The organism is Psychroflexus gondwanensis ACAM 44 (assembly GCF_000355905.1).
Lineage (GTDB): Bacteria > Bacteroidota > Bacteroidia > Flavobacteriales > Flavobacteriaceae > Psychroflexus > Psychroflexus gondwanensis.
In genome coordinates this window covers 304,217-320,921 of sequence record NZ_APLF01000005.1, presented here as the reverse complement: position 1 = coordinate 320,921, position 16,705 = coordinate 304,217, and the positions used below count along the sequence as shown (strand labels likewise).

The window sequence follows — 16,705 nt, the reverse complement described above, 5'->3', positions numbered from 1 at the left end:
GCACTATCCAGAACCTCTTATATTACTATAATATATTTATATTCATGCTTAAATTTTAATTCCCTAAAAAGTACCTTAAATAAATGGCCGAAAAAGCAACCACCAAAAAAGAAAAATCAATAGAAGAATCACTTTGGGATTCTGCCAACAAACTAAGAGGTTCTGTAGAGCCATCAGAATACAAGCACGTGGTCTTAGGTTTAATATTCCTAAAGTTTGCCAGTGATAAGTTTGAAGCTCGTAAAGAAGAACTCATCGCAGAAGGCAAAGAAAAGTATCTAGAAATGAAAGAGTTCTACAATATGAAGAACGTCTTTTTCTTACCACCCTTAGCACGTTGGTCTTATATCATACAAAATGCAAAGCAAGACGATATTGCCTTAAAGATAGATACGGCGCTACACACTATTGAAAAAAACAACCCATCGCTTAAAGGCGCATTGCCCGACAATTATTTTTCACGATTACAACTTGATATTAGCAAGCTTGCAGCACTTTTAGATACCATTAATAATATAGATACCCAAAAAGACAAAGCGACGGATATTGTAGGCCGTGTTTACGAATACTTCTTATCCAAGTTTGCCATTGCAGAAGGAAAAGGGAAAGGAGAGTTCTACACGCCAAAAAGTATCGTCAACCTTATTGCCGAAATGATAGAGCCTTATGAGGGCATCATCTATGATCCTGCCTGTGGTTCTGGCGGTATGTTTGTACAGTCTATTAAGTTTATAGAAAGCCATCATGGTGATAAACGCAATATCTCTATCTACGGACAAGAATATACTAATACCACTTATAAACTGGCTAAAATGAACCTTGCCATACGTGGTATCTCTGGTAATCTAGGTGAAAAAGCAGCCAATACCTTTGCAGACGACCAGCACAAAGATTTAAAGGCCGATTATATTATGGCCAACCCACCATTTAACCAAAAAGACTGGCGAGCCGATAATGAACTCATAGACGACCCACGTTGGATGGGTTATGAAGTGCCACCAACAAGCAATGCCAATTACGGTTGGATACTCACCATGGCATCTAAATTATCAGACAAAGGTGTCGCTGGTTTTTTACTAGCCAACGGAGCACTTTCTGGTGGAGGTGAGGAATATAAAATTCGTAAAAAATTGATTGATAATGGATTGGTAGAAGCTATTGTTATTTTGCCACAAAACATGTTTTACACAACAAATATAAGTGTGACCTTATGGATTTTAAATAAAAATAAAGCAGAAAATACAAGACGTATTGGTGATGTTTCTAGAAATTACCGTAATCGGAAAGACGAAATCTTGTTTATGGATTTAAGGCAGATTGGTGTACCCTTTGAAAAAAAGTATATTCAATTTAGCCAAGAGCAAGTAGATACTGTTTCTGAAACCTATCACAGCTGGCAACAAAATGAAAGCGCCATTGCGAACGAAGTGAAGAAATCTGTTTATAAAAACATCCCAGAATATTGCTACAGTGCCCATTTAGATGAAGTTAAGAAGAAAGACTATTCTTTGGTGCCAAGTAAGTATATCGAGTTTGTAAATAGAGATGAAAACATCAACTTCGATGAGAAAATGGAAAGTCTAAAAGAAGAATTTTCAGATTTACTGAAAGAAGAACAACAATCAAAACAAGAGCTATTAAAAGTATTTAAAAACTTAGGATTTGAAATCGAGTTATAAAAGAATAGGCGATTATATAGAACTTGTTGATGAGCGCAATAAAGAACTCAATGTTGATCTGCTTTTAGGGTTAAGTATTTCTAAGCAGTTTATTCCTTCTGTGGCAAATACCGTTGGTGCAGACATGAGTAATTATAAAATTATCAAAAAAGGTCAATTTGCGTGCAGTATTATGCAGGTAAGACGAGATGGCAAAATGCCAATAGCCTTGTTGCAAGATTTTGATGAAGCAATAATTTCACAAGCCTATCCAGTTTTTAGAGTGATTGATGAAAACAAACTACTTCCAGAATATTTAATGATGTGGTTTTCTAGAAGCGAATTTGATCGACAGGCAACTTTTCATGCTGTTGGTGGTGTACGAGGTAGTTTAGAATGGGACGATTTTTTAGATTTTGAACTACCAATCCCATCAATTGAAAAGCAACAGAAAATCGTCAACGAATACAATACCATTACCAAGCGTATAGCACTTAACGAACAGCTCAATCAAAAACTAGAAGAAACAGCACAAACTTTATACAAACATTGGTTTGTAGATTTTGAATTTCCTAATGAAGAAGGGAAACCTTATAAATCTTCTGGTGGGAAAATGGTGTATAATGAGGAATTGGATAAGGAGATTCCTGAGGGGTGGGAAGATGCCAAATTAAGTGAATTATTAGAGGTTAAATATGGTAAAGATTATAAACATTTAAAGAGTGGAGATATTCCGTTATATGGTTCTGGTGGAATTATGGGATATTATGATAAAGCTCTTTACGAAAAACCTTCAATTTTGATTCCAAGAAAAGGCTCTCTAGATAATATTCTTTTTGTTGACGAACCATTTTGGTCTGTCGATACTATGTTTTATACAATTATAAATAATGAAAGTTATACAAACTATCTTTTTCACTTTTTGAAAAAAATTGATTATTACTCGTTAAATGTGGGTTTAGCAGTTCCAAGTATGACAACTAAGGTGCTTAATGATATAACGATATTACTGCCTTCATCAAATACTTTGGGAAACTTTGAAGCCTTAACTTCAAAAATGTTGAGAATTGTTAAACAGAATGACAGGCAACAATTCTCTTTAATAGAGCTAGCAAGCACGATTCTTTCCAAAATGTCAAAAGAAGAAACTAAAACAGTAGTAGTTTAAAAATTATGAAATATAAATATCAATTAATCTTACTTGGTGAAAATGAGGATTTATTTAATCGTTTAAAAATTGAATTGATAAATAAATTTGATGAATTAAAATTAATCCAAGATTTACTTAAAATTATTACAAAAGATAATATAGAAGAATATACAGGTGCTGAACCAGCCTATGTTATTTATTCTGGGCATAAAGATAATTTAGATGCTAAGACCTCGCAAATATTAGAAAATCAAAAACTTGATTGCAATGTTATTTTGCCAATTTTTTTGCAATCTTTTTCAGATGAAATGCCAGAAACACTTTCAAATCAAAATGGATTAATATTTGAAGAAAATCTATCGAAAATATGTAATCTAATACTTGAGGGGTTTGAATTGCTCAGAAGTGAGAGAAAAGTATTTATTTCATATAAGAGGAACGAATCAAGCAACATTGCTATTCAATTATATGAAATTCTAGAGCAAAATAATTTTGATGTTTTTCTAGATACGCATTCAGTGGATAAGGGAGTTAAATTTCAAGAAGAATTATGGCATAGGATGACCGATTGTGATGTTATACTTATGTTGAACACTAATGGCTTTCTTAAAAGTGAATGGTGTAGTCAAGAATTAGATAAAGCTCATTTAAAAAGAATAGGTATAGTTCATTTACTATGGCCTGATTGTGACTTTGAAAGATTTGCACAATTGGCTCATTCGATGAAATTAAAAAATAACGATTTTGATAAACCTCTTTTTTCAGACATATCAAAAGGTAGACTAAGAAGTGAAGTAGTTAAAGAAGTGGTTTCTCTTGTTGAGAGTACTAGAGCTAGAAATCTTGCAGCTAGACAAGATTCATTAATAACTGAGTTTACTCAAGCAGCCCATAATAACAATCTAGATGTTAATCTTCAATATAGTAGATACATTACTCAAGAAACTTTTGTAGGAAAACGAATTGTATATATTCCAACAATTGGCATCCCTCAGTCTATAAACTGTCATAAGTCACAAAAACTAATAAAGAAAATTGAATCTAACGAAATTGATTCTATACATTTAATTTACGATGAGATGTCTATTAGAGATTACTGGTTGGAACATCTAGATTGGCTAAATGATTATTTAGAAGTTAGAACTATAAAAAAACAAAACTTTAACCACTGGTTTTCAATATTTTAATAAGATGAAAAACATTTTCTTGTCCGCAAGTATACCATTGCCAGAAAGACATCCAAAATATTATGATACAGCTGATATAATTGCTATTAGGGATGCTGTGATTGCTTTAGCTTCAGTTGTTTTACCACATCATAGAATAATTTGGGGAGGACATCCTTCAATTACACCATTAATTTATTATGTAATGGAACGTTTTATCATAAATGATTTGCAAAGAGAAGATAGGGAATCACAATTCTCAGAAGAGGAACGAGATATAATTGATTCAAAATTAAAGTTTAATATTCAAAATCACGTTACTTTATATCAATCCTTATTTTTTGAAGATAATTTTCCACCAGAGAATGAAAAGTTTAAAAACGTTGTACTTACAGAAAATGGTGGCGATATTCATTCGAGCATTCAATTAATGAGACAAAAAATGCTAAGAGAAAACACATTTTCAGCAGCTATTTTTATAGGAGGTATGGATGGTATTGAGGTTGAATATAACTTGTTTAAGGAATTGCATCCAGACGCATTGGTTTTACCAATTGCAAGTACAGGAGCAGCAACAAAAATAGTTTACGATAATCTTCTGCAAGAAGAGTTCAAAAATGAAAGATTTTTAAAGGACTATGGTTATATGTCTTTATTTCAAAAATTATTAATGGATAAAATATAAGTTATGGGAAGAAAAATATTTGTGTCTTATAAATATAAAGACACACAAGTGTCATCAATGAATAAAAAAGATTTACTTACTCTAGGTGGTAAATTGTTTTTTCAAGATAGACTTACAAGGGTAAGGGACTATGTAGATAAATTACAAGAAATTATAGGCAAGGATAATATTAATTTAGGAGAAAAGGAAGGAGAGAGTCTTGAGGAATTTAAGCAGGAAACAATTAGAACCTCATTAAAGGATAAAATATTTAATAGTAGTGTTACGATTGTTATGCTTTCTAAAGGAATGAAAGATAATTCTAAAACAGAAAGAGAACAATGGATACCTTGGGAAGTGTCATATTCATTAAGGGAAACAACTAGGTCAGACAGAACGAGCAGGATGAATGCTGTTTTGGGAGTTGTACTGCCAGATGAGACAGGTAGTTATGATTGGTATTATACACATAATACAGTTTGTAATAGTATTACTCATACTACAGGGCAATTATTTGGTGTCTTAAAAGAAAACATGTTTAATATAAAGGAACCAACAACTAGAGCATGTAATGGGTCTTTCATTAGTGAAGGTGAGTGCTCATTTATTAAAACTGAAACATGGGAAAATTTTAAAGGGAATCATAAATTTTATATCGATAAGGCGATTGAGATTCGAGAAAATAATGAAGCGTATACCATTGTAAAAACAATAAAATAATTATGAGTTTTATTTCAGAATCACAACTTTCAGAATATAGGTCTAGTACAAAACTTTTTTCAAGTCAAGATTTCGTTAATCTCAATGAAAGTAATCTAAAAGATAAAACCAGACCAATGGTTTTTTTGTCACATAAGCACGAAGAAGTTAAGGTTCTACATGATGTTATTGCGTTTTTAAAAAAAAAAGAAGGTGTTGATGCTTATGTGGATTGGATGGATAAAAGTTTGCCTTCTTATACAAATGCCAAAACAGCTCAAAAATTAAAAGAGAAGATAAAAACGTCTAACAAATTCATTTTAATTGCTACAGCAAAAGCTATTAATTCAAAATGGTGCAACTGGGAATTAGGATTGGGAGATGCAGAAAAGTATATAGAGGATATAGCATTATTACCAGTAATAAAATCTAATCAATCTTATGAAGGATCTGAATATTCAAAAATTTATCCTTATATCGACTATAAGAACGGTAAACAAAAATATACTAACAGTTTAACTATTAGTAAAGGTTATTATGTAAAAACACCTTTAAATAATGGTAATTTAAAATTAACGTCTTTAAAAAACTGGTTAAAAAAATAAGAAAAATATCATGGCAAAATATAGCGTACACCAACAACCAGTAGAAACTTTATTAAGTTGGATAAAGTCTGGCGATATTGCCATACCAGAAATACAAAGGCCTTTTGTATGGAAAGCTGCTAAAGTAAGAGATTTAATAGATTCCTTATATCAAGGCTATCCTGTTGGCTATATTATTACGTGGCGTAATCCAGATGTCAAACTTAAAAACGGTGAGCTATCGGCTGGTAAAAAAGTACTAATAGATGGCCAACAACGTATTACAGCATTAACGGCTGCTATAGTTGGTCAACGCGTACTCAATAAGAATTATAAAGAGATTAATATTCGCGTAGCTTTTAATCCGCTAACAGAACGTTTTGAAGTATTAAATAAAGCGCTTGAAAAAAGTAGTGAATGGATTAATAATATTAATCCTATTGTTAATGACGAGATTTCAATCACTAAAGCCATTAGAAACTACATGCAGTTAAACCCTGATGCAGATGAGGACTTGATTGAGGATAAAATAGAAAACCTTAAACGCATCAAAAACAAACAGGTTGGTATTATTGAATTAGATCATTCATTAGATATTGATACGGTTACCGAAATATTTATTCGTATTAATCAAAAAGGAGTGGTGTTAAGTAATGCCGATTTTGTGATGTCAAAAATTGCTGCAGACGAGCAGCATGGCGGCAACAGAATGCGAAAATTAGTAGATTACTTCTGTAGGCTTATTGTGGATAAAGGGTGTAATAAACATATTGTAGATAACGACAAGGAATTTGCTAATCATGAGTATTACAAGGCCTTAAAATGGATGGCAACAGGTAGTGATGATTTGTACGTTCCAAACTATATTGATGTTTTACGTGTGTCTTATACCTATAAATTTAGTAGAGGTAAGTTTAGTGATTTGGTAGCCTTATTGTCTGGTAGAAACTTTGAAACCAGAACCTATCAAGAAGATATTGCTGAAAGAAGTTATGCGCTACTATCTGAAGGTTTAATGGATTTTGTGAACCAAACAAACTATCAGCGTTTTATTATGTTGGTACAATCTACAGGGTTAATAAATAGCAAGCTCATTTCATCAAAGAATAGCCTTAATTTTTCATATGCCTTATATTTAAAATTACGAAAAGAAGGTATGGCAGAAAGCGAAGTTCAGCATTATGTAAAGCGTTGGTTAATTATGTCATTATTGATTGGGAGATATTCTGGTTCATCAGAATCAATGATAGATGAAGATATTAAACAAATCAATGAAAAGGGAATAGCCGCTTATTTAGCGCAAATGGAACAAAACAATCTTGGAGAAGGATTCTGGGATTTTAGTTTGGTTTCAGATTTAGAAAGTTCCAGCGTCAATAATAATGCCTATAATGTGTATTTAGCTGCGCAGTGTAATGCAAATTCGACAGCCTTTCTATCAAAAAGCATGAAGATTAGTAGCTTAATCGAGCAGCGAGGAGATATTCATCATATTTTTCCGAAGAAGTATTTAAGTGATAATGGATTCATCCAACGCCAATATAATCAAGTAGCAAATTTTGTGTACACAGAACAAGCCACAAATATTAAAGTAGGTAAGATGCCACCAAAAGAGTATTTAGCAAAAACAATGGAAGAAATACAGGCAGGCACTTTTAACATAAGTACAATAGATTCAAGACAGGCTTTAGAAAGCAATTTGCGGTTTAATGATATTCCAGCAGTTTTATATACAGCAACCCATAATGATTATGATGATTTTTTAAAAACCAGAAGAAGGCTAATGGCAGATAAGATTAAAGAGTATTATGAGCTATTGTAAGTTATGAAATGTCAAGTTTTTTGCTCAAAATACTTGACATTTATTATTAATTTATATCTTTGTTGTAAATGAATATAGCAGGTAACATAGCACGTCAAATAAAACGCTTTCCTTTGGGTAAAACGTTTGGTTATAAAGATTTAAATATAACCAAAGCCCAATATGTAACCGCAGCAAAAGCATTGGAGCGTTTACAGAGAAAAGGGACTATAAAAAAAGTAGCAAATGGCAAGTTTTATAAGCCAGAAGAGACGGTATTTGGAGAGCTTAAACCTAGTGAATACCAATTATTAAAACCCTACCTTTTTGAAGGGAAAAAGCGTATAGCCTATATTACAGGAGCATTCTTATACAATAAAATGGGTTTAACCAGGCAAGTAGCTTCTAAAATTAAAATAGCGAGTAGAGGAAGACGCATTTATGTGCAAACAGGAACTATTAGCGCAACGCCTGTAAAGAGCTACATAGAAGTTAACACTACAAATTATCAAAAATTAGAGTTTTTAGATGCGCTTAAGGATATTAATAAGGTTTCAGATTTAAACCCAAAATCAGGGGTTGTTATATTAAGTAGTATGCTCAAAAATATGACAGATAAAGAGTTGGAAGACACTATAAAATATGCATTAGCTTATCCGCCAAGGGCAAGAGCAGTATTAGGCGCATTACTCGAAAATATACAGATGTACGCCTTCATAGAGAAGCTTAAAGAAAGTTTAAACCCTTTTTCTGAGTATAAAACAGTTATTAGTAAGGAACTGCCAACAGCTAAAAAGTGGAATTTAGTATGAGACTGCACGAGGACATGAACCTTTTTGAAGATGCTGTTAAAATTACTGCACAACAGTTGGGTATAGCAGAAATACATATAGAAAAAGATTATTGGATAACGCTTGCATTACATACTATATTTAGTGATGTTATAGGTAAGGAAACGGTTTTTAAAGGCGGTACGGCATTATCAAAATGTTTTGGTTTTATAGAGCGCTTTTCAGAAGATATTGATTTGGTAGTTTTGAAGCATGAAAATGAGGCTGGAAATAAATTAAAAAATAAGCTCAAAAAAATTACGGAAATAGTTGCTCATAAAATTGAAGAAATAGAAGTTGAAGGCATTACCAACAAATTGGGAATGATTAGAAAAGTAGCTTTTAACTACCCAAAGTTATTTAAAGGAAACTTTGGTCAAGTAAGAGATGTAATTATTGTTGAAGCCACATGGTTAGGCCGTTTTGAACCCTACCATAAATGGACAATTAGTTCTTATATTTATCAGATGATGACCACTAATAATCAGCTCGAATTAGCAAAAAAGTATAACATGCAGCCTTTTGAAGTACATGTATTGGATGTAAAAAGAACCCTTTGTGAAAAAATAATGAGTTTGGTTAGGTTTTCTTATGGTAATGATGTTTTTAATGATTTAAGAAATAAAATTCGTCACACCTACGATATTCACCAACTTTTGAAGCAATCTCATATTGATGCGTTTTTGCATTCACCAGCGTTTGATAATATGCTGTTAACAGTTGGTAATGATGATGTGATAAGCTTCAAATCTGGTAATGAATGGTTGGAAAATCATCCAAAGGATGCTTTAGTGTTTAAACATGCAGAGACCATCTGGAATGAAGAATTAAAAAGAACTTACAATAGCGTTTTTAAAGACTTGGTTTACGGTGAATTACCTTTAGAAAGTGATGTTTTAAAAACCTTATTAACCGTAAGAGACCGATTAAAAGAAGTAGAATGGAATTTAAAAATTAATAAATGAAATTCACCGAAGCACAATTGGAACAAGCATTTATAGAACTTTTAGGACAAAAGGATATTCCTCATATTTTTGGCAGTGCCATTGAAAGAGCACCAGAAGACGTTTTAATAAAAGAAGACTTGCAATCGTTTTTGCTCAATCACTATCAAAAAGAACAGCTCACTATTAATGAGGTAAAACAAATTATAAGAGAATTACAAATCTTACCTGCTTCAGATTTATATGAAACTAACAAAGCGGTGATGACCAAACTGTCTAACGGTTTTAAATTTAAACGTGAAGATCGCAGCCAAAAAGACATTTGGATATACCTCATAGACTACAGCAAAAAAAATAACAACACCTATAAGATCGTCAATCAATTAGAAATTGAAGGGACCCATAAACGGATTCCAGATGGTATTTTATATATCAATGGATTACCAGTGGTGGTATTTGAATTTAAAACTTCTATTAAAGAAAATGTAACTATATGGAATGCATTTGAGCAATTAACAGTGCGATATAAAAGAGACATTCCAGAGTTATTTAAGTACAATGCATTTTGTGTTATTAGTGATGGTGTTAATACTAAAGCAGGTTCTTTTTTTGCTTCGTATGAGTTTTTTTATGCTTGGCGTAAAATAGAAAACTCAACAACTGAGGTGGATGGAATAGATTCAATGTTTACTTTAATCAATGGCATGTTTCATCAGGATCGTTTAAGAGACATTATTAAAAACTTTATTTACGTTCCAGATTCCTCTAAAAAGGATGAGAAGATTTTGGCACGCTATCCACAGTATTATGCAGCTAATAAACTTTATAAAAATATTATAGCCCATCAAAAGCCAGAGGGAGATGGTAAGGGTGGAACCTATTTTGGAGCTACAGGTTGTGGTAAGAGTTTTACCATGTTGTTTTTAACGCGTTTGTTGATGAAGTCGATTCATTTTTCAAGTCCAACCATTGTATTAATAACAGACAGAACAGATTTAGATGACCAGCTATCAGGTCAGTTTACCAATGCCAAAGGTTTTATAGGTGATAATTTTATAAAGAGTGTAGAAAGCCGTTCAGAGTTAAGAACTTTTCTACAAGACCGCCAAAGTGGTGGTGTATTTTTAACCACCATACATAAATTTACAGAGGATACCCAGTTGCTAACCGATAGGACTAATGTGGTTTGTATTTCTGATGAAGCGCATAGGAGTCAAGTTAATTTAGATCAAAAAATAAGAGTTACAGAAAAAGGTGTAGTAAAATCATATGGATTTGCAAAATACCTGCACGATTCGTTACCAAATGCAACCTACGTTGGATTTACTGGAACACCAATAGATGCTACTTTAGATGTGTTTGGTGATATTGTAGACGCCTATACCATGACGGAATCTGTAAGAGATGAAATAACTGTTCGTATTGTATACGAAGGTCGAGCTGCTAAAGTGCTTCTTAAAAATGAAAAACTGTATGAGATAGAAGAATATTATAATCAAGTAGCCGAAGAAGGTGCTAGTGACTATCAAATAGAAGAAAGTAAAAAGGCGACAACAAACATGAACAGTATTTTAGGCGATCCTGATCGTTTAAAAGCCACGGCAGAAGACTTTGTGAATCATTATGAAAGTAGAGTGAGTGAGGGAGCTACGGTGAAAGGAAAAGCCATGTTTGTGTGTAGTAGTCGACAAATTGCTTACGAGTTTTATCAAAATGTGATTGCTTTACGTCCAGAATGGGCAGAAATTAAAATAGCAGAGGAAGGAGCTGAATTAACAGATAAGGAGAAGCGTGAGATAAAACCAATAGAACGAATTAAGATGATCATGACCAGGGGCAAAGATGATCCTAAAGACATGTATGAGGCGCTAGGGACTAAAGACTACCGAAAGGAACTGGATAGGCAATTTAAAAGTGAAAAGTCTAACTTCAAAATCGCCATTCTTGTCGATATGTGGTTAACAGGATTTGATGTTCCATTTTTAGATACTATTTACATCGATAAGCCTATTCAACAACATAATCTTATACAAACTATATCACGTGTTAATAGAACATTTAAAGGCAAAAATAAGGGGCTAGTTGTCGATTATATTGGTATTAAAAAGCAAATGAATTTAGCTTTAGCTCAATATAATAAAGCAGATGGTCAAAACTTCGAGGATATAGAACAGTCCATTATCGTGGTGAAAGATAATCTCGATTTATTACATAAGACATTTCATACGTTTGATGCTAAAGGCTACTTCATTGGTAATGCTTTGGAGCAACTCAATACTTTAAATAAAGCAGCAGAGTTTGTCCAACTCACAGAAGATTTAGAGAAGCGTTTTATGTTTATTGTAAAGCGATTAAAGGCGGCTTATGATATTTGCTCGGGTAGTGGTGAAATTTCTGAAGACGAAAAAGATTACATCCATTTTTATTTAGCGGTAAGATCCATTGTTTTTAAACTTACTAAGGGCGATGCACCAGATACAGCACAGATGAATGCTAAAGTAAAAGAAATGATTAAGAACGCACTAACTAGTGATGGCGTTGAAGAAATTTTCAAACTTGGAGAAGAAGATGGTAAGGAATATGACATTTTTGATGATTCTTACTTAGCAAAACTCGAAAAAATTAAACTACCTAACACAAAAATTAAGCTCTTGCAACAACTTCTTGCTAAAGCTATTGGCGATTTAAAAAAAGTGAATAAAGTTAAGGGTACAGATTTTTCAAAAAAAATGCAGGCACTTGTCGAACGCTATAATGAACGTAATGAAGATGATGTGTTAAGGAGCGAAGTTTTAGAAGACTTTACCGATGAGATTATAGATTTATATCATGCTATAAAAAAAGAACGAGGCTCTTTTAAGGATCTAGGTATTGATTTTGAAGAAAAAGCATTTTATGATATTTTAAAAGAACTTTGCACTAAATATGACTTTACTTATCCAGAGGATAAACTCATTCTTCTAGCGCAAAAAGTAAAAGCTGTGGTTGATGATAAGGCCAAATTTACTGATTGGAGTAAACGCTCAGACATCAAAGCAGAACTGAAAGTTGACCTCATTATTCTATTAGCTGAAAATGGTTACCCACCTGTAGATAGAGATGAAGTTTATAAAGAGATTTTTGAACAGGCGGAGAATTTTAAGAAGTATAATTGAATGTTCAAAATAAATTGAGACGGAATTGAAAGAAAAACTTGTTAAAAAGTTTGAATCTACTTATAACTACTATCATGAAAATAATTGTATTTATACTGAAATTGCCTACATAGAATCTCCGAAAGATAGCCTTAAACGATTATGTGCTATTTTAAATGTAAATGCTAATTATCAACGGAAATAGATATTTTCGTTTCAACTAATACACAACCTGACACCACAAAACATGAAAGTATTATCAATAGAAATAATGAGTAATTCAGCAGGGATGTTGATTATAGATGGAGATCAAAGCACCTATTCTGTGATAAACCTTGGAAAACTATTATCAATTCCAAAAGCAGACAGCTCCATAAAAGACATCATTGAATTTCAAACTAATTTCTCTATACATCTCCAAAATCAAGATATTGATAGAGTTGTTTTATGCGAAGGGGGGAATGACTCAAAAAAAATGAGAGTCAGAATGGAATTTGCAGTGCTTAGTGAATGTGAAAAGCAATCTATTGACTATAAAACCTATCCTACAGGCTCTTGCACAAGATTAATTAACTCGACTTACAAAAAAGAGACTGGACGAGAATTTTCAGATGATTTAGTTAAAAATGCTTTACCTAAATACATGGGGAAAGCACTTGTTGCAGGCTGGAGATTTTTAGAATAAAGGAAAGCAGAATAATAGAAAATAAGAATTCTATCTTTTAAAATGGAGAGCCTTCTTGATAGGGGTTAATCTTATTCCTTTACCTCATTTGACTCCACACTCAACAGAAATGTTTTTGTTTAGGGGTATGGGTTCTCCCAAAAATAGTGTAACACTCTATTAGCTCAACCAATAAGGCTGTCTATATCATTTAATTCAAATCCAAGAGGAAAAGAATAAGGGATAGGTCATTTAAATAGGGGATTGTTTTTGTAGAAATAGTTATCGATGGAATAGAGATCAAATCTGCTCGTTCTTGGGGTTTATTTGAAAGTCAACTAAATCCAAGGGCTACACGTGGGGCTACACGTATGAGAATAAAAAAATCCCAAAACCTTCGATTAAGATAGGCTTAGGATTGTTAAAAGTGATCGCGACAGCCCCGAAGCCTCGGGGGAACGTGTGGACAAACGAAGGTAAAAAAATCCTAAACCTTCAATTAAGATAGGCTTAGGATTGTTAGAAGTGATCGCGACAGCCCCGAAGCCTCGGGGGAACCTGTGGACAAACGAAGGTAAAAAAATCCAAAAACCTTGTGTATAAAGGGATTGGGATTTAGGAAGTGATCGCGACAGCCCCGAAGCCTCGGGGGAACCTGTGGACAAACGAAGATAAAAAAATCCAAAAACCTTATGTATAAAGGGATTGGGATTTAGGAAGTGATCGCGACAGCCCCGAAGCCTCGAGGGAACATGTGGACAAACGAAGGTAAAAAAAATCCCAAAACCTTATGTATAAAGGGATTGGGATTTAGGAAGTGATCGCGACAGGATTCGAACCTGTGACCGTCTGCTTAGAAGGCAGATGCTCTATCCAACTGAGCTACGCGACCTTATTTTTGCGAGTGCAAATATAGAAATTATCTTCTTTTACGCAACTATACTTTCCTTTTTTTAAAATAAAAAAGCCCCACGTCTGTGAGGCTTTAAAATAGGTTAAAAGAAACTTATTTTGCAGTTTTCATTCCATCTTCAATCATTCCGAAGAATTGATCTAGTTTAGGAAGAATAACAATACGTGTTCTTCTGTTTTTAGCTTGTCCAGCTTCAGTATCATTATTAGCGACTGGAATATACTCTCCGCGACCAGCTGCCGTCATTCTCTTAGGATCTACGTTGTATTCGTCTTGTAAGATTCTTACAACTGCAGTAGCACGTTTTGTACTTAAGTCCCAGTTGTCCTCGATATTGGTTCTTGAGATAGGATCATCATCAGTATGACCTTCTACCATAAACTCAAAGTCTTTTTTATCGTTAACAACAGTGGCCACTTTACCCAAAACTCTCTTAGCTTCGTTGGTCACTTTAAATTGTCCACTTCCAAACAATAACTTGTCAGAAATTGAAACAAAAACAACACCTTTTTCTACATTGATTTGGATATCCTCATCATTGATGTTACCCAAAGCTCCTTTAAGACTAGTCACTAAGGCTAAGGTTACGCTATCTTTTTTATTGATAGCATCTCTCATTGTTTTAATTTGAAGATCTTTTTCCTTCATACTTTCTAAAGAACGTTCTAGATTTTCTGCTCCTTTTTTAGAAATAGTAGCAAAATCTCCAGTGGTGTTCAATAAAGCTGAATTTGTATTCTCCAGTGTTTTAATTTGACTTTGATATGAACTCATCATATTTTTTTTCTCGTCTTCACAAGCGGAAAGCTTCATTTCGGCAGTTTTCAACTCATCTTGAGTGGTCTCAAACATACCTTCCATTTCTGCAAATTTCTTGTTAGAAACACAAGATGTCATTAAGACTCCTGCAAATGCGATAGCAAATAATTTTTTCATGGGTTTAATTTTAATTAAGTTATTCAAATTTAATGTCTGTTAAGTAGTAAATAGTAGGCTTAACAATTATTTATTAATCATTTTTAACCTGCTAAACTGTTTGATGTTTAATACAAAACTATGCCAAACTATGCTCCTAACAAGAAAATTTTGTTTCTTTTTTGGGAGCTGTTGGCGCTTTTCTATCAAATCTCTAAATTTCGAATAGAAACTTAGATGTGCTCTAAAGATAGCAAAAAAATGTGAAAATTTTCCTTGTGTTAAAAAACGAAGTCCTGCGATCCCATCTAAGAGCATTCTAACAAATAAAATAGGGTAGGGGTTTCTATCTGAATTTTTTAAGATGGAACTTAAAGAGTTTCTGAAATTTAAAAAGGTTTTGTAAGAACTAGAGCTCGAAAGCGTGCCTCCACCTTGATGAAAAACTTCACTTTTATAGGTATACATAATGGAGAACCCCAAGTTTTTAAGTCTCCAGCACAAATCGATTTCTTCTTGGTGTGCAAAATAGCTTTCATCAAATCCATCCGCAAGTTCAAAACACTCTTTTCTTATCGCTAAACAAGCTCCACTAGCCCAGAATACCTCAATCTCAGTATCATACTGACCCGTGTCTTCTTCAATGGAATCAAAAATTCTTCCTCTGCAAAAGGGATAACCCAACGCATCAATAAACCCACCGGCAGCTCCTGCATAATCAAAATTCTTTGGATGTTGTATGGATTTTATTTTGGGCTGTATTGCAGCAATAGATGGATTGGAGGCAAACAATTCTAAAAACGGGCTCAGCCAACCTTTAGTCACCTTGACGTCGTTGTTTAATAAGACATAAATATCTTCTTCTACATAATTTAAAGCCTGGTTATATCCTCCTGCAAAGCCTAAATTGGTCGTGTTTTTTAAAACCACAACTTCGGGAAACTGCTGAGTTAAAAGCTCTAGTGATCCATCTGTAGACGCATTATCGGCCACGTAGACTTTGGCTTCTGCAGAATGGGTGAGCACCGAAGCTAAATACGTTTCGAGAAGTGCCTTTCCATTCCAATTCAAAACAACAACAGCAATATCCATATATGAAGTTATAACGAAGGAAGATCCTTCAAGAAAATATAAGTTTGACGTTCGTAGTCCATCTTGCAAAAATAATGATTCATACCATTGGTAATCATCAATAAGTCGGCTTTAAGGGCTAGATTATACCTTGCAATTTGATCAAAAGTGTCTTGATCAATTTTAATATGTGGGGCTTTGCATTCTACAATAAGCTTTATGTCTCCATCGGTTTTAAAGGCAACGATATCATAGCGTTTGGAGATCCCATTTAGGTTGATTTTTCGCTCTTCATTGAGGAGAGAGGTAGAGTAATTTTTTTCTGAAATCAAAAACTGAACGCAGTGTTGTCTTACCCATTCCTCTGGAGTTAAGATCAAATATCTTTTCCTCAATATCGAAAATATAGAAGGTTTATTTTCTTTACTTTTGATTTTGAATGAATAGTCTGGAAAGTTCAATCTTTGCATAGACCAAAGAAACAAAATTGAATTAAATTGAAGTCAACCAAG

At 33.4% G+C, this 16,705-nt stretch carries 14 protein-coding genes and 1 tRNA gene; 11 read left to right on the top strand and 4 right to left on the bottom strand.

The genetic code is table 11. The features are described 5' to 3' along the window. The first annotated feature begins 83 nt into the window (after positions 1–83). From PGOND44_RS07135 to PGOND44_RS07085, 11 genes are all read left to right on the top strand, one after another. Positions 84–1,679, top strand: coding sequence for a type I restriction-modification system subunit M (locus tag PGOND44_RS07135; RefSeq protein ID WP_003439014.1), 1,596 nt, complete (start codon positions 84–86; stop codon positions 1,677–1,679). Beyond that, positions 1,663–2,826 (top strand): restriction endonuclease subunit S, encoded by a 1,164-nt coding sequence (locus tag PGOND44_RS07130; RefSeq protein WP_003439011.1) that lies wholly within the window; start codon positions 1,663–1,665, stop codon positions 2,824–2,826. Before PGOND44_RS07135 ends, PGOND44_RS07130 begins: the two co-directional genes overlap by 17 nt. Before the next feature lie 5 nt (positions 2,827–2,831). Continuing rightward, entirely contained in the window at positions 2,832–3,995 is a 1,164-nt protein-coding gene (locus PGOND44_RS07125) for a toll/interleukin-1 receptor domain-containing protein (RefSeq protein ID WP_003439008.1), read from the top strand. A 4-nt stretch (positions 3,996–3,999) separates the two neighbouring features. Beyond that, positions 4,000–4,659 (top strand): SLOG domain-containing protein, encoded by a 660-nt coding sequence (locus tag PGOND44_RS07120; RefSeq protein ID WP_040555856.1) that lies wholly within the window; start codon positions 4,000–4,002, stop codon positions 4,657–4,659. A 3-nt stretch (positions 4,660–4,662) separates the two neighbouring features. Beyond that, positions 4,663–5,358 (top strand): TIR domain-containing protein, encoded by a 696-nt coding sequence (locus PGOND44_RS07115; RefSeq protein ID WP_003439004.1) that lies wholly within the window; start codon positions 4,663–4,665, stop codon positions 5,356–5,358. A 2-nt stretch (positions 5,359–5,360) separates the two neighbouring features. Further along, a complete protein-coding gene (locus tag PGOND44_RS07110; protein ID WP_003439003.1) occupies positions 5,361–5,942 on the top strand; it encodes a toll/interleukin-1 receptor domain-containing protein in 582 nt (193 codons plus the stop codon). A 10-nt stretch (positions 5,943–5,952) separates the two neighbouring features. Then, a complete protein-coding gene (locus PGOND44_RS07105; RefSeq protein ID WP_003439001.1) occupies positions 5,953–7,743 on the top strand; it encodes a GmrSD restriction endonuclease domain-containing protein in 1,791 nt (596 codons plus the stop codon). 68 nt (positions 7,744–7,811) lie between these two features. Continuing rightward, a complete protein-coding gene (locus tag PGOND44_RS07100; RefSeq protein WP_040555855.1) occupies positions 7,812–8,534 on the top strand; it encodes a DUF6088 family protein in 723 nt (240 codons plus the stop codon). After that, positions 8,531–9,517, top strand: a complete 987-nt coding sequence (locus PGOND44_RS07095; protein ID WP_003438998.1) for a nucleotidyl transferase AbiEii/AbiGii toxin family protein — start codon at positions 8,531–8,533, stop codon at positions 9,515–9,517. Before PGOND44_RS07100 ends, PGOND44_RS07095 begins: the two co-directional genes overlap by 4 nt. Further along, entirely contained in the window at positions 9,514–12,651 is a 3,138-nt protein-coding gene (locus PGOND44_RS07090; protein WP_003438995.1) for a type I restriction endonuclease subunit R, read from the top strand. Before PGOND44_RS07095 ends, PGOND44_RS07090 begins: the two co-directional genes overlap by 4 nt. A gap of 226 nt (positions 12,652–12,877) precedes the next feature. Further along, positions 12,878–13,315, top strand: coding sequence for a DUF3010 family protein (locus tag PGOND44_RS07085; RefSeq protein WP_155943812.1), 438 nt, complete (start codon positions 12,878–12,880; stop codon positions 13,313–13,315). A 797-nt stretch (positions 13,316–14,112) separates the two neighbouring features. Here the strand turns inward: PGOND44_RS07085 and PGOND44_RS07080 are convergent. The 4 genes from PGOND44_RS07080 to PGOND44_RS07065 all read right to left on the bottom strand — a co-directional run bounded on the left by PGOND44_RS07080 (position 14,113) and on the right by PGOND44_RS07065 (position 16,663). Continuing rightward, positions 14,113–14,186, bottom strand: a tRNA-Arg gene (locus tag PGOND44_RS07080). 114 nt (positions 14,187–14,300) lie between these two features. Then, entirely contained in the window at positions 14,301–15,143 is an 843-nt protein-coding gene (locus PGOND44_RS07075; protein ID WP_003438987.1) for an OmpA/MotB family protein, read from the bottom strand. Between the two features lie 66 nt (positions 15,144–15,209). Continuing rightward, entirely contained in the window at positions 15,210–16,214 is a 1,005-nt protein-coding gene (locus tag PGOND44_RS07070) for a glycosyltransferase family 2 protein (protein WP_003438985.1), read from the bottom strand. A gap of 8 nt (positions 16,215–16,222) precedes the next feature. Continuing rightward, positions 16,223–16,663, bottom strand: coding sequence for a type I restriction enzyme HsdR N-terminal domain-containing protein (locus PGOND44_RS07065; RefSeq protein ID WP_003438983.1), 441 nt, complete (start codon positions 16,661–16,663; stop codon positions 16,223–16,225). Between the last annotated feature and the right edge of the window lie 42 nt (positions 16,664–16,705).

Bases quoted from the DNA above. Each gene is read 5' to 3' on its own strand.
- PGOND44_RS07135 (WP_003439014.1), top strand. From the start codon at position 84: ATGGCCGAAAAAGCAACCACCAAAAAAGAAAAATCAATAGAAGAATCA.
- PGOND44_RS07125 (WP_003439008.1), top strand. From the start codon at position 2,832: ATGAAATATAAATATCAATTAATCTTACTTGGTGAAAATGAGGATTTA.
- PGOND44_RS07120 (WP_040555856.1), top strand. From the start codon at position 4,000: ATGAAAAACATTTTCTTGTCCGCAAGTATACCATTGCCAGAAAGACAT.
- PGOND44_RS07115 (WP_003439004.1), top strand. From the start codon at position 4,663: ATGGGAAGAAAAATATTTGTGTCTTATAAATATAAAGACACACAAGTG.
- PGOND44_RS07110 (WP_003439003.1), top strand. From the start codon at position 5,361: ATGAGTTTTATTTCAGAATCACAACTTTCAGAATATAGGTCTAGTACA.
- PGOND44_RS07105 (WP_003439001.1), top strand. From the start codon at position 5,953: ATGGCAAAATATAGCGTACACCAACAACCAGTAGAAACTTTATTAAGT.
- PGOND44_RS07100 (WP_040555855.1), top strand. From the start codon at position 7,812: ATGAATATAGCAGGTAACATAGCACGTCAAATAAAACGCTTTCCTTTG.
- PGOND44_RS07095 (WP_003438998.1), top strand. From the start codon at position 8,531: ATGAGACTGCACGAGGACATGAACCTTTTTGAAGATGCTGTTAAAATT.
- PGOND44_RS07090 (WP_003438995.1), top strand. From the start codon at position 9,514: ATGAAATTCACCGAAGCACAATTGGAACAAGCATTTATAGAACTTTTA.
- PGOND44_RS07085 (WP_155943812.1), top strand. From the start codon at position 12,878: ATGAAAGTATTATCAATAGAAATAATGAGTAATTCAGCAGGGATGTTG.
- PGOND44_RS07075 (WP_003438987.1), bottom strand. From the start codon at position 15,143: ATGAAAAAATTATTTGCTATCGCATTTGCAGGAGTCTTAATGACATCT.
- PGOND44_RS07070 (WP_003438985.1), bottom strand. From the start codon at position 16,214: ATGGATATTGCTGTTGTTGTTTTGAATTGGAATGGAAAGGCACTTCTC.
- PGOND44_RS07065 (WP_003438983.1), bottom strand. From the start codon at position 16,663: ATGCAAAGATTGAACTTTCCAGACTATTCATTCAAAATCAAAAGTAAA.